At 38.1% G+C, this 12,245-nt stretch carries 13 protein-coding genes and 2 pseudogenes; 8 read left to right on the top strand and 7 right to left on the bottom strand.

What is annotated here, in order from left to right; all coding sequences use genetic code 11:
* Window positions 1-74 (top strand): annotated as a pseudogene (locus ACSC97_RS16255) (type II toxin-antitoxin system HipA family toxin); the annotation flags it as partial.
* Window positions 75-183: 109 nt separating this feature from the next.
* Entirely contained in the window at window positions 184-342 is a 159-nt protein-coding gene (locus tag ACSC97_RS16250) for a hypothetical protein (RefSeq protein ID WP_371863852.1), read from the top strand.
* Window positions 343-357: 15 nt separating this feature from the next.
* On the opposite strand, the gene ACSC97_RS16245 is transcribed toward ACSC97_RS16250, so the two are convergent.
* Window positions 358-999 (bottom strand): DUF2238 domain-containing protein, encoded by a 642-nt coding sequence (locus ACSC97_RS16245; protein ID WP_436661970.1) that lies wholly within the window; start codon window positions 997-999, stop codon window positions 358-360.
* A 21-nt stretch (window positions 1,000-1,020) separates the two neighbouring features.
* Window positions 1,021-1,389, bottom strand: coding sequence for a hypothetical protein (locus tag ACSC97_RS16240; RefSeq protein ID WP_004963179.1), 369 nt, complete (start codon window positions 1,387-1,389; stop codon window positions 1,021-1,023).
* 276 nt (window positions 1,390-1,665) lie between these two features.
* On the opposite strand from ACSC97_RS16240, the pseudogene ACSC97_RS16235 reads away from it, so the two are divergent.
* Window positions 1,666-2,073, top strand: a pseudogene (locus ACSC97_RS16235) (hypothetical protein).
* Here ACSC97_RS16235 and rsmD read toward each other — a convergent pair.
* Together rsmD and mrdA are read right to left on the bottom strand one after the other, a co-directional pair.
* Window positions 2,070-2,618, bottom strand: coding sequence for a 16S rRNA (guanine(966)-N(2))-methyltransferase RsmD (gene rsmD / locus ACSC97_RS16230; RefSeq protein ID WP_004912511.1), 549 nt, complete (start codon window positions 2,616-2,618; stop codon window positions 2,070-2,072). The pseudogene ACSC97_RS16235 and the gene rsmD sit on opposite strands and share 4 nt — an antisense overlap.
* On the bottom strand, window positions 2,618-4,615 hold the full coding sequence (mrdA, locus tag ACSC97_RS16225; protein WP_112987196.1) for a penicillin-binding protein 2: 1,998 nt from the start codon (window positions 4,613-4,615) through the stop codon (window positions 2,618-2,620). Before mrdA ends, rsmD begins: the two co-directional genes overlap by 1 nt.
* A 241-nt stretch (window positions 4,616-4,856) precedes the next feature.
* Here mrdA and ACSC97_RS16220 point away from each other — a divergent pair, with 241 nt between their 5' ends.
* The 4 genes from ACSC97_RS16220 to ACSC97_RS16205 all read left to right on the top strand — a co-directional run bounded on the left by ACSC97_RS16220 (window position 4,857) and on the right by ACSC97_RS16205 (window position 7,728).
* Entirely contained in the window at window positions 4,857-5,375 is a 519-nt protein-coding gene (locus ACSC97_RS16220; RefSeq protein WP_004956295.1) for a hypothetical protein, read from the top strand.
* A 60-nt stretch (window positions 5,376-5,435) separates the two neighbouring features.
* On the top strand, window positions 5,436-6,749 hold the full coding sequence (locus ACSC97_RS16215; protein ID WP_004912505.1) for a hypothetical protein: 1,314 nt from the start codon (window positions 5,436-5,438) through the stop codon (window positions 6,747-6,749).
* A gap of 82 nt (window positions 6,750-6,831) precedes the next feature.
* Window positions 6,832-7,485, top strand: coding sequence for an adenylate kinase (gene adk / locus ACSC97_RS16210; protein WP_004912504.1), 654 nt, complete (start codon window positions 6,832-6,834; stop codon window positions 7,483-7,485).
* A 60-nt stretch (window positions 7,486-7,545) separates the two neighbouring features.
* Window positions 7,546-7,728, top strand: coding sequence for a hypothetical protein (locus ACSC97_RS16205; RefSeq protein ID WP_005402288.1), 183 nt, complete (start codon window positions 7,546-7,548; stop codon window positions 7,726-7,728).
* On the opposite strand, the gene nth is transcribed toward ACSC97_RS16205, so the two are convergent.
* Window positions 7,725-8,411, bottom strand: a complete 687-nt coding sequence (gene nth, locus ACSC97_RS16200; protein WP_039048254.1) for an endonuclease III — start codon at window positions 8,409-8,411, stop codon at window positions 7,725-7,727. The genes ACSC97_RS16205 and nth overlap by 4 nt on opposite strands.
* A complete protein-coding gene (locus ACSC97_RS16195) occupies window positions 8,412-9,212 on the bottom strand; it encodes an RnfABCDGE type electron transport complex subunit B (RefSeq protein WP_005402290.1) in 801 nt (266 codons plus the stop codon).
* A 374-nt stretch (window positions 9,213-9,586) separates the two neighbouring features.
* Between ACSC97_RS16195 and gdhA the strand changes: the two genes are divergently transcribed.
* The gene (gene gdhA, locus ACSC97_RS16190) at window positions 9,587-10,933 is read left to right on the top strand and encodes an NADP-specific glutamate dehydrogenase (RefSeq protein ID WP_436661965.1); all 1,347 of its coding nucleotides are present in this window, start codon (window positions 9,587-9,589) and stop codon (window positions 10,931-10,933) included.
* A gap of 56 nt (window positions 10,934-10,989) precedes the next feature.
* Here gdhA and ACSC97_RS16185 read toward each other — a convergent pair whose 3' ends face one another.
* Window positions 10,990-12,090 carry an META domain-containing protein gene (locus ACSC97_RS16185; RefSeq protein ID WP_436661963.1) on the bottom strand — a complete coding sequence of 367 codons (1,101 nt, stop codon included), beginning with the start codon at window positions 12,088-12,090 and terminating at the stop codon, window positions 10,990-10,992.
* Between the last annotated feature and the right edge of the window lie 155 nt (window positions 12,091-12,245).

Here is a 12,245-nt window from a genome sequence, read left to right as displayed (position 1 = left end):
TGGGTTATGTATCACCTTTTGAGTTTGAAGCAATGTACTATGATAAGATTAACCCGTTAGGTCAGGTGGCCTAACTTAAATAAAAAAGTCTCCGACAAACCCGGTACGGTTCACTTTGTAGATGAGGAACAATTATCAATTCCGCTAGAGCATTTATTAAGTGCAGAAAAGTTGGAAACAGATGTGATAGATCAATTATTAAATGAGTTTGATCAGAATCTTGTGAGTCAAAACTCGCTAGTAGGCACTGTGGAGACGATTTCTGTGCAAACTGACTTAGCTGAGACATCTTTCAAAGAATTATTCAATGATTTAGATGTCTCTTCAAATTGGATGTTCTAAACATGGGGAAAACTCTTATTTGTTCTGAATAAGAGTTTTTTCTTTATATAGATGTAGTAAACCAATCAAAATCGAACCAAGAGTTGCTAGAAACATATCTTTATGTGCATCCCAAATGTCTCCTTGTTGCCCATTGTAATTTTCGGCATCTTCTGGCGATAAACCGATTGCGATCCACCATTCAATCAACTCATAGACTAAACTCGATGCCATGACAAATTGGACAACTAATAAAAATATTGCAACGGGTTTAGATTTGGGAAAGAAGAACTCAAAACAGCGGTAGAAGAATGGGTAGAGTAGTAGCCCATAAGCGAAATGTACAAAACGATCATACATGTTCCTCGACCATCCCATTGTTTGATTCAAATCAATGTGGAATAGCGTTTGAAACCACTCATTGTAAGGTACGTATGAATATAAATAGTGTGCACCAACAATATGAATGAATAAAAAAGCAAGGTATAAGCAAAAACTATGGAAATCGATACCAATTTTCTTAATTACAATAATTAATGCAATCAACATGAGTACCGTGCCAGCTTGATGCAACAGATACGATTCAAACTCAAGTGGGTGAATACTAGCGATGATGACTGCGAGGCATATAAAACCGAAGGCAATATAATGTTTTAAAGTTATTTGTTGTTCTATCATGTGAAGCGATCCAATTTGCTATCAAGCCCCGCTAGTATCCTCATGATTATTGGTTACTATTACAGGCTCAGTTCTAGGTGCAACACCACCAAGTGCTTGACATGCTTGTTTATAAAGTTGATATTTTTGTTGTACTACTTCATCGAGTGGTATGTCAAAGAGATCTTCGCCATTTTTGTATTGCTCAACATATGTTGATGCTTTTGACTTGTTTGCAGCCAAAGTTTGCTGATGAAAATTGGTAATTGATGAGGTTGCAATTTGGTTGGTTTCAATATTATTACATTCAAAACTCTGCAAAACTTTTTCTGCACGTTTCACTTCATTGGATTGACCAAAGATACAACCTGTTAAATTCAAGATTATCGTTAACAAGATAAAACGTTTCATAATTTTTTGGAGTTGAATTAGATGATGAGATTGGGGTTATTGTATATAGAATTCAATCTATAAATTAATAGTTTATGTCAGACACAAATGAAATTAAATAATCTTTTTAGACATCATTAGCAATTTCTACATTCCGAAATTCACTTAGACATATACTTGATTCTATAAAATTGGGTTTGAGAGCTTGTTGAGTTGTTATTTGCCAAATCCGTTGATTACTATCACATACTTTTAAACTCTATGTTGCTTATGCTCAAGAAACTTTTATTGAATGCTATGTTAGCCAGACGTCTATGTTTACTTACTTGTCTTTTGATGCCTTTACAATTTTTAGCAGCACAGCAATACGACTTTTTTGCTGGATTTGAGGATCAACATACTGAAGAGATGTTTGAATCTGCTTATCCTGAAATTAAAACGGACTATTCAATTTTACACAATCAATTTTATCATGATGAACGTCTAAGAATTTATAACTATACGGCTTATCAAACTGACTAGCTGAACCAAAAAGTCTTGACGGGAGACACGATGAGTTTTGGTCTCAATGATTTATCCATTTCACTGGGTTATGGCATCGTTTATCAGATTAACCAAGACAATCGAATAGGATATGAATATTTGTCGAGTTTTCCGTTTGATCGAGGACAAATGGTTCGATTGTTTTGGTTAAGAGTCCTTTAAGGCATTTTCTGATATAAACCTGCTTTTACTATTCCTGCTTTGGTTTCTTTAATCTTTTTCCAAGAAGCAGGCAGTTTTAGTTCAGATAACTCACGATCAGCTTCTACATAAATAAAACCATTCGCTACGATCTTTGTATCCACAGACTCAGCTAACTCTTGCCATAAATTCAAGCCATAGGGCGGATCAAGAAAAACAAGATCAAATTGTTGGTTAATTTTCTGTAAAGCTTTCTGTGCTGTGGTCACGTAGAGCTGACATTTATTGGTTTTTAATAGCTGAATATTTTGTTTTAGAAATCCAGATTGAGTGACATCGGGTTCAATCATGATAACTTCAGCTGCACCACGAGAAAGCGCTTCAAAAGCTAAAGCTCCTGAACCACTACATAAATCTAATACCTTACTATTTTGGATATCCCACATTAACCAATTGAATAATGTTTCACGTACACGATCAGGTGTTGGTCTTAATCCTTCAATAGATGCGAACGGTAATGTTCGACGTTTCCATTCTCCTCCGATAATGCGTAACTGATTTTTCATTATTCAGATACTCCATCGGCATGTGCTGTTGAGCTTACAGCAGGAGTTGAAGCAGGAGCATTTGTTGAACTAAATGTACCACTACCGCTTGGAAGTTCTGCAGGTTTGATGCCAGCTGTCATTAACCCACCACTGACTTGATGGTTCAAAGGACGAATTGGGTTTTTCTTACGATTAACCAACCAATAATCAAATACTGGACGCGCAAGTTGAGCGGCGGAACCACCATGCTTACCATTTTCCCAAACTACGGCGATCGCAATTTCTGGATTTTCTGCAGGTGCAAATCCGACAAATAGACCATGATCCCACTGTCTAGAGGACAATGCTGCTTCGTTATATCTTTTGCCCTGAGCAATACTTTTTACTTGTGCTGTACCTGTTTTACCTGCAATAGAATAACGCAGACCGCCTTTGATCCCGCGACCTGTACCAGATTGAATGACATCAATCATGGCAGCGTGCATATTGATCCAATCTTCATCTGTCCCATTAAACTGAATTTTTCCATCAGGAGCATTGTGAACAGGAAGCTTCTTGGCGCCTTTATGATCTCTCAAAACATGTGGTGTGACATGTGAGCCTTTGTTGGCTGTAATTGCCGTTGCCATAGCGAGCTGTAATGGTGTCGCTGTAAATGCACCTTGACCGATACTCACTGAAATGGTTTCACCTTTTAACCATTTTGTATTTCGAGTTCGCATTTTCCATTCTGGACTTGGATATAAGCCTGAGCTTTCACTTGGTAAATCAACACCAGTTTTCTCACCGAAACCGAATTGGCGCATCCAAGTATTCATTTTGTCGATTCCCATACGATACGACAAAATATAAAAGTAGGTATCACAAGAAACTACTTGGGCTTTATGTAAATTCACTGCACCATGCCCACTTTTTTTATGGTCACGGAAACGATGACTATCACCTGGTAAAGAGAAGTAACCTGGGTCTGAGATCGCGGTACTCCAATCGACCAATCCGTAATGAATCCCACCAAGACCAAACATTGGCTTGATCGTTGATCCTGGAGGATAAGCACCTTGAACAGCACGATTGTAAAGAGGTTGATCAGGATTATCCCGTAAACCACTATAGTCTTTAGTACTAATCCCTGTAACGAATAAGTTTGGATTAAAACTTGGACTTGAAACTAAAGCTAGAATTTCCCCTGTACGAGGGTCCATTGCAACGATTGCACCACGACGATCAACTAACTGTTGTGCTGCAATAGTCTGTAAACCATAATCAATAGACAAATAAAGGTCATTTCCACGTACAGGGTCTTGTCGACCAAGATGTCTAAGAACGTTACCGTGTGCATCAGCTTCTACAGATTCATAACCTGGAGTGCCATGTAATAATTCTTCGTAACTTTTCTCCGCACCAATTTTCCCGATCAGGTTTGTTCCAGCATATAAATCTTTATCAATCGATTTGAGTTCTTTGTCATTGATTCGTCCAACGTATCCAATCACATGAGCAAACAACTCGCCATGTGGATAGTAGCGAGTCATTTGAGTCTCAATTTTTACACCAGGAAATGCGTATTTAACCTCACTAAATTTGGCAATATCTGCTTCTGTGAGATTTAACTTAATCGCGATTCGTTCTGTTTTTCGAGCAGTTTTGACCCGGCTTTTAAAACGCTCAATATCTTCTTCAGTGAGACTTAAAATTGGAATAAGACGTGCTAGGGTTCCGTCTATGTCGCTAACATCAGTTTTACTTAATGTGGCACTGAATACTGGATAATTGTCTGCGAGCAATACACCATTACGATCGTAGATATAACCACGTGCTGGAGGGAGGGGCTGCAAGCGAATACGGTTTTTGTCAGAAGCCGTTGTAAAGTCATCGTAATGAATAATCTGTAAATATGCATAACGACAAATCAATAAAAGTAGGAAAACAACGACGACTGAAATCGCAAAAAAAATTCGACCCTTATAAATGCGCTTCTCTTGTTGCATATTTTTTAAAGGAAAGTGCTGTTTCATAGGGTATCGACTTAAATTGCAGGATGGCAGAGAACGAAAGTGGACTATTTTAACGTAAGTTGAACGATCTTACTGTAGATTTTTCAACTGATCATATAAATGATGGTGCGACAGTTTTTGACTTTGCAGACATGAAAATTGTAGGGTCTTGTATATTAGAAGCAAAATAATTCTGTTAAAGTCTGAAACTGTTTGAAATAGGAATGTCTAAGACACACTCTTAGGGAAAATGGAGAAAATAATGAAAAAACTTTATCTTTTATTAGCGGTTATGTCGTTGAACACTGTTGCTTACGCAGACGAAAATCCTTATTTACCTGAGCCAAAATTAAAAGACGCTAAAGTTTCAACATGGAATGTTGGTGCAGGTTTCACTAAAAAGTTATTACATGGCAATGTTGAATGGGTTAATCCATATGGGATTGCTTATGCCAAAGCAGGTGTGTTTTTGAATGATGACAATCCTGCAGGTGGTCAGGTTGGGTTTCGTTATCCATATCATTTAACTGGTACAGACAAAAACGGATATTACATTGGTGCTTATGCAGGGCACATTGAAAGCAAACAAATTAATGGAAAAGAAAAAGCACGTCTCGGTGCAGGCGTAGATTTAGCCTATGTTTGGCTAAACCCTGAACGCATCAGCACATTTAGTGTAGGAATTGGTGCTGGTGAGAGAATGAAAAATGGTCGTGGAGAGGTAATTGAAAAAACTGAACCAACGATTCAATTCTCTTATACATTAAGTTTTGGTTTGTAAGTGCTGTACTGATTGTTTAGCCCACAAGCCATAATCTACTAATAATTTTGAGAGTCATGCATGTTTGATTACGTCAATGAATTGTGGCAGATTTTCCTCGCTCGCCCAGATTTTTGGGCAGTTCTGAGTATTATTCCAGTAACTGCTTTTGTGACATGGGCGCATGTGTGGATGGCTTTAAAAATGGTATTTTACCCAATTACTTTTTGGGGATTCCATTTAGGTCCATTACCCGTAGGCTGGCAAGGAATTGTACCTCGTAAAGCAGGGCGTATTTCAGGCATCATTACTGACAATACATTATCTAAGTTAGGCTCATTGCGAGAGTTTTTAGAGGCAATGGACCCCGAAGACATGGCGATGATCATTGGTGAGCAAGTCGGTTTCGAGCTTGAACACCTCATTGACGAAGTCATGATTGATCGTAATGCGGTTTTATGGGAAAACCTACCTTATTCGATTAAACGTCGTATTTATGCTCAAGCACATAAACAATTACCAAATACCTTAAAAGAACTTGTGACTGAGCTGACCATGAACGTCGAGTCACTTGTTGATATGCGAGAAATGGTTGTTCGCCAAATGGAAGGTGATCGCCGTTTGATGGTACGAATGTTCCTAAAAGTTGGTCAAAAAGAAATCAATTTTATTTGGCACATCAGCGCATTGATTGGTATGTTCTTTGGTATTTTCCAAATGATCGTTTGGTTTGTGGTGCCATGGCATTGGACTGTACCATTTTGGGCTGCAATATGGGGTTTCCTAACCAACTGGATTGCAATTTGGATGGTTTTCAATCCTATTGAACCTCACTATATTCGATATCCTCAGATTTTCCGCCTGACTAAAGATCGTAAATTCCCTTGGATTGTTCCAGTCTTGAAGATCGGTACATATAACGTTCAAGGTGCATTTATGAAACGTCAAGAAGAAGTTTCTGATGTGTTTGCTAGTGTGGTGACGGAAGACCTTATTACGCTTAAATCGATCATGACAGAAATGATGTATGGGACGAAGAAAGATAAAACTCGTCGAATTGTCAAGCGTCATATCAATGAAATCATGGAAACCCCATTAGTCAGAACATCATTACAGTTATCATTAGGTCCAAGAGAATATGCTAGACTCAAGACCGACTTGATTGATCGCTCAATTGAAATTACCATGGGGCCAGTATGTGATCCTGCATTAAATGCAAGCCGTGCACAGAAAATCTTTCAAATGTTTAGAGATCGTATTCGTGAGCTAACACCGAAAGAGTTCCAAAACTTATTGCGTCCTGCGTTTCAGGAAGATGAGTGGATTTTAATTGTGTTGGGTGGTGTGACTGGTTTTTTAGCAGGTTTAATCCATTTATTTGTTGCTTTCTTATAATTAATTTGATGTTGGTTGAGCAATAAGTCTGTATGATATTGCTCAATTTAAGATTTATTGTTTTTAAATGAGGATGTTCTTTATGCGCATTATTTTACTCGGACCACCTGGGGCAGGAAAAGGTACTCAAGCTCAGTTGATCTGTAAGCGCTACAATATCCCACAAATTTCAACCGGTGATATGCTCCGTGCTGCAATTCGTGAAGGTACTGAACTTGGCTTAAAAGCGAAAAGCGTTATGGAGTCAGGTGGTTTAGTATCCGATGAATTGATCATTGGTCTGGTGAAAGAGCGTATTGCTCAACCTGATTGCGCTAACGGTTGTATTTTTGACGGTTTTCCACGTACGATTCCACAAGCTGAGGCATTAGAAACAGCAGGAATCTCTATTGATCACGTGATTGAAATTGATGTTCCTGATGAGGAAATTGTTCAACGACTTTCTGGTCGTCGTCAGCACCCAGCATCTGGCCGCGTATATCACTTAGTTTACAATCCACCTAAAGTGGAAGGTAAGGATGATGAAACTGGCGAAGACCTAGTACAACGTCCTGATGATCAAGAAGAAACAATCCGTAAGCGTTTAGCTTCTTACCATAGTGAAACTGAGCAATTGGTTGGCTTCTATCAAGGTCGTGCTGCTTCAGGCGAAAATGCACCGACTTACGATAAGTTGAATGGCTTGCGTGCGATTGATGAAGTTCAAAAAGATCTTTTTGCTATTTTGGATAAATAATCTAAACAGCAAATTTAAAAGAGCTCTTTAAATAGGGCTCTTTTTATTTTGGAGAGGTAAATGTTGAAGTTTGTTCTTATCCTTGTCGTTATTTTAAGTGTTTTACTGTTACTTTTTCTATTATACCAAAGTCAAAAAATGCTACGTCATGTGCAGAAACAGCAGGCGATTGAAAATAAAAAATATGGCAAGCCACGCCAGTTACACCCAAAATTACAGCAGACTAAAAAAAATCAGGATTAATGTATTTCTTTGAGTTTGATGGGCTTTGTCGCTCCAAACTCAAAACGATCTTTCCAATTACAGACATCGGCTACGATACATTCACCACATTTCGGTTTACGTGCGATGCAACAGTAACGACCATGTAAAATAAGCCAATGATGTGCATCAACAATGAATTCTTTTGGAATAACTTTGATGAGTCGATGTTCTACTTCTAGAACATTTTTTCCTATCGCAAGTCCAGTGCGATTACCGACACGAAAGATATGCGTATCGACCGCCATAGTTGGATGACCGAAAGCTGTATTCAAAACAACATTCGCTGTTTTTCGACCCACACCAGGAAGTGCTTCGAGTTCTTTACGTGTTTCTGGAATATTTCCTTGATATTGATCAACTAAAATTTGACAGGTTTTAATGACGTTTTCAGCTTTAGAGTTATAGAGACCGATGGTTTTAATATAACTCTTTAATCCTTCAATACCGAGATTTAGAATGGATTGTGCTGTATTGGCAATAGGGAAAAGTTTATCAGTTGCCTTATTGACACTCACATCAGTGGCTTGGGCTGAAAGCATAACTGCAATCAATAGCTCAAAAGGAGATGAGTAATTGAGTTCAGTTTGTGGAGTCGGTCTTTGTTCTCGTAAGCGCTCGAAGAAAGTCTGAACTTGCTTCTTAGTCATATTTTTACTCGACATTTAGACCTCCTGTAATTCTTTTAATTGTGTTTGAAGGGCATCAAGTTGTGCTTGCTTTTGCGGATCAAGTCGAACACTTAATTGTTTCTCCAGTTTTTTGATTTGAGTTCGTATTTTGGCGAGCTCAATAGTAGTTTTAGCATCTTGTGCGCTATGGTCTTTTGCTTTTTCAGCTAATGTTATAGTCGGAACATTTTTCAAAGCCTGTGAAAATTGTGCGAAAAATTCAGTGTCAATTTCGGCTCTAACTACAGGACCTTTGCGGTCGATACGACGTTTTTCTTCACGTTGAATATGTGCGTAGTAACGCTGACGAAGATTGTCCTGCTCGTTAATACGTTGATCCTCAGTGGGGATGGGATTGTTATCAGGGACGAGGTCAATACAATCAACAGGGCAAGGAGGGATACAGAGCTCACAGCCTGTGCACAAATCTGTCAGAATCGTGTGCATGAGCTTACCACTTCCGATAATTGCATCAACAGGACAAGCACTAATGCACTTGGTACAACCAATGCATTCATCTTCGCGAATAATGGCTTTCATTTGTTGTGGGCGACCATCAGCTTGGATATCCCAAACACTCGATTCAGCTATTAAACGCGGTCGATCAAGTAATTGAGCGAGTGCATCTGCTACAGGTTGCCCGCCAGGTACACATTTGTTTGCTGCTTCACCTTCGCTAATCGACTTTGCATATGGCAAACACCCATCACGGTGTCCACATAAACCACATTGTGTTTGAGGCAGTAATTGGTCTATTTGAACGATAAGAGAGACTTGCTGATCAGAAAGTAACATAGAAGCAGTGAGGTGAAAGTAAGAGCAGAACTGAATTATAACAAATAATCCTTTATTTAGAGACTGTGGATTTATTTAAACAATAAGTAGCATTTTTATCTGAATTAAAATGGTGCTTCATTGGCTTTATTTTAGTGCGATTTTATTTTTAAAAATTAGTTATTTTCACTTTTTTGTTAATTATTCATGTATATTTCTCAGTATTTATAAAATAAATAATGAATATTTATTGGATTAAATATTTGAAAATTATATTTAATTTTATTTTATAGAGGAAGTGCTTTGCTTGTCTGATAGTAATTTATAGTTGTTTTATGAGATATTCTACTTTGGTGCAAAAATGGCACTAATTTGAATCATAGACTCGGGGGTGAGTGTTGAAATACGGTAGCTTAAATGAATTCTTGGATTACGTGAAACGCAGAGATCCTCATCAACCAGAATTTCTACAAGCTGTAGAAGAAGTTATGATGAGCCTGTGGCCATTTATCCAGAAAAACCCTAAGTATGCACAATACGGTTTACTTGAACGACTGATTGAACCTGAACGCGTGATTCAATTTCGTGTTTCTTGGATGGATGACCAAGGTCAAACTCATGTAAATCGTGCTTTTCGAGTTCAATATAATTCAGCGATTGGTCCTTTTAAAGGTGGGATGAGATTTCATCCTTCAGTTAATTTATCGATTTTAAAGTTTTTGGGATTTGAGCAAACTTTCAAAAATGCACTTACAACTTTACCGATGGGTGGTGGTAAAGGTGGTTCAGATTTTGATCCAAAAGGAAAATCTGAAGCCGAAGTGATGCGCTTTTGCCAAGCCTTGATGATTGAGTTATATCGACATTTAGGTGCAAATACAGATGTTCCTGCGGGAGATATCGGTGTAGGCGGGCGAGAGGTCGGTTACATGGCTGGCATGATGAAAAAGTTGAGTAACGATACTGCATGTGTTTTTACTGGGAAGGGAATTTCCTTTGGCGGTAGTCTTATGCGTCCTGAAGCAACAGGCTATGGAACGGTTTACTTTGCTGAAGAAATGTTGAAAACACATGGCGAAAGTTTTGATGGCAAAACGGTATCAATTTCAGGTTCCGGTAACGTTGCTCAATATGCTGCTGAAAAAGCCATGTTCCTCGGTGCAAAAGTCGTAACTTTATCGGATTCAAATGGCACTGTTTATCTCAAGAACGGATTTACAGAAGAATTACTTACAGAAGTAATGGAACTCAAAAATGTTCAACGTGGACGTATTTCTGAGTTTGCTTCAAAGCATGGTTTTGAGTATTTTGAAGGTCAGACACCTTGGCATATTGCTGTTGATATTGCTCTACCGTGTGCCACACAAAATGAATTAACGGGTGCCGATGCTGATAATCTATTAGCAAATGGCGTAATCTGCGTAGCTGAAGGTGCAAACATGCCTTCTACCTTGGAAGCTGTCGAAAAATTTATTGCAGCGAAGATTCTTTATGCTCCTGGTAAAGCCTCAAATGCTGGTGGAGTTGCAACGTCAGGTCTTGAGATGTCACAAAATGCTCTTCGTTTTGGTTGGACACATGGTGAGGTTGATGAAAGGCTTCATGCGATTATGAAAGACATTCACGCAAACTGCTTACGATATGGTACTCAAGAAGATGGTACTGTGAACTATGTCGATGGTGCAAATATCGCTGGTTTTGTCAAAGTAGCAGATGCAATTCTAGCTCAAGGGATTTATTAATCTTTGAACAAAAAAATCCGATGCATCTGCATCGGATTTTTTGACTGAAATTATGATTATTTAACGATTTCTTGTTCAACAACCATATCTAATACATCAGCAAGACTTGACTGATCCGCTGCCGGATTTTTTATCTCAAAACGTTTTACACGTACGATCACGCGTTGCTTAGGATTGTGTTCAAACCCTTCGATTTGACCATAGTATAAAGACCAGCTTTTATCAGTATATGTTTTGATACCTTTTTCGTCGTATTTTACTTCACGTACTTGCATACAAGTTTGTGGTGCAACGCCTGTACATGATTTAGTTTCAGGTGAGATTTCTAAAAATACGGTTTTAGGCTCTGATTGATATTTTGTTTCAGGTGTCATTTTACCGATGAAATTATATTTTTGACCTTTAGCATCTGTAAGCGTCAAAGTCGGTTCGTGTAAGTTTGTAGTATTCACTTCAAATGGGATTTGACGTTTTTGTAATAATTCACCTGTAAACTTCTCTTGCTGCATCAGTGCTGGTTCACATGCCATCATCGTTGATGCGCCATCACCTGTCACGATCAAACCATTCTCGACTTTCCAAGATGTATTTAAGCGGTTACAGCCTGTATCTACTGATAAGCGATCATGATTTAAGAATGTTAGAACGATAGGTTTTTGTGTATTTGTCGGCTGGTACGACCATATGTAATTGCTTAATACATTTGCATTCACAATTTTAGTTCCTGTAAATACATGTTTTTGCCCTTTACTGTCTGTTACAGTCAGGATTGCTTGATCATTGCTTGTACTAAGTGAAAAAGGTACTTTCTTTTCGCTAAAAATATCAGATGACAAACGCTCTTGTTGCATTAAATCATCAGCACACGCCATCATGGTTGAAACAAGAGGTGAAGTGACAATTTTGTTGCCTTCAACTTTCCAAGTTCCACCTTGATTATTACAACCTGTTTGAATCGTTACTCTTTGATCAGCGTTAAATGAAAGCACTAATGGTTTTGAAGCTGTAGAACCTTGATAAGTCCAATTATATTCAGTTAGATTTTTTTCAGCATTTGAATTGATTTGAGAAACTACACCGTCAGTTACATTTTGTACTGTTTGACAAGCCATCAAAGAAAGAGGAAGTAGAGCAAGAACTAAATATTTAATTTTCATCGTTAAAACAACAGTTAATAAATCACAGCCTTAAGCTTAAAGTATTATAGGACTTACGCACTATTATTTATAGACTCTCTGTGGTAGCAGATGATTTTTATCGAGAATAAAGTCATCAATGAAGTTTTTGATCATTGGTCTAAATAATTTCTTCT

Source organism: Acinetobacter sp. P1(2025), from assembly GCF_051390655.1.
GTDB classification, from domain to species: Bacteria; Pseudomonadota; Gammaproteobacteria; order Pseudomonadales; family Moraxellaceae; genus Acinetobacter; species Acinetobacter junii.
This window is presented reverse-complemented; position numbering and strand designations above follow the sequence as displayed.

What these genes read in the sequence shown, in the direction of transcription:
- mrdA (WP_112987196.1), bottom strand. Translation starts at nt 4,615, where the DNA reads ATGAAACAGCACTTTCCTTTAAAAAATATGCAACAAGAGAAGCGCATT.
- ACSC97_RS16215 (WP_004912505.1), top strand. Translation starts at nt 5,436, where the DNA reads ATGTTTGATTACGTCAATGAATTGTGGCAGATTTTCCTCGCTCGCCCA.
- ACSC97_RS16240 (WP_004963179.1), bottom strand. Translation starts at nt 1,389, where the DNA reads ATGAAACGTTTTATCTTGTTAACGATAATCTTGAATTTAACAGGTTGT.
- adk (WP_004912504.1), top strand. Translation starts at nt 6,832, where the DNA reads ATGCGCATTATTTTACTCGGACCACCTGGGGCAGGAAAAGGTACTCAA.
- rsmD (WP_004912511.1), bottom strand. Translation starts at nt 2,618, where the DNA reads ATGAAAAATCAGTTACGCATTATCGGAGGAGAATGGAAACGTCGAACA.
- ACSC97_RS16205 (WP_005402288.1), top strand. Translation starts at nt 7,546, where the DNA reads ATGTTGAAGTTTGTTCTTATCCTTGTCGTTATTTTAAGTGTTTTACTG.
- ACSC97_RS16185 (WP_436661963.1), bottom strand. Translation starts at nt 12,090, where the DNA reads ATGAAAATTAAATATTTAGTTCTTGCTCTACTTCCTCTTTCTTTGATG.
- ACSC97_RS16220 (WP_004956295.1), top strand. Translation starts at nt 4,857, where the DNA reads ATGAAAAAACTTTATCTTTTATTAGCGGTTATGTCGTTGAACACTGTT.
- nth (WP_039048254.1), bottom strand. Translation starts at nt 8,411, where the DNA reads ATGTCGAGTAAAAATATGACTAAGAAGCAAGTTCAGACTTTCTTCGAG.
- ACSC97_RS16195 (WP_005402290.1), bottom strand. Translation starts at nt 9,212, where the DNA reads ATGTTACTTTCTGATCAGCAAGTCTCTCTTATCGTTCAAATAGACCAA.
- ACSC97_RS16245 (WP_436661970.1), bottom strand. Translation starts at nt 999, where the DNA reads ATGATAGAACAACAAATAACTTTAAAACATTATATTGCCTTCGGTTTT.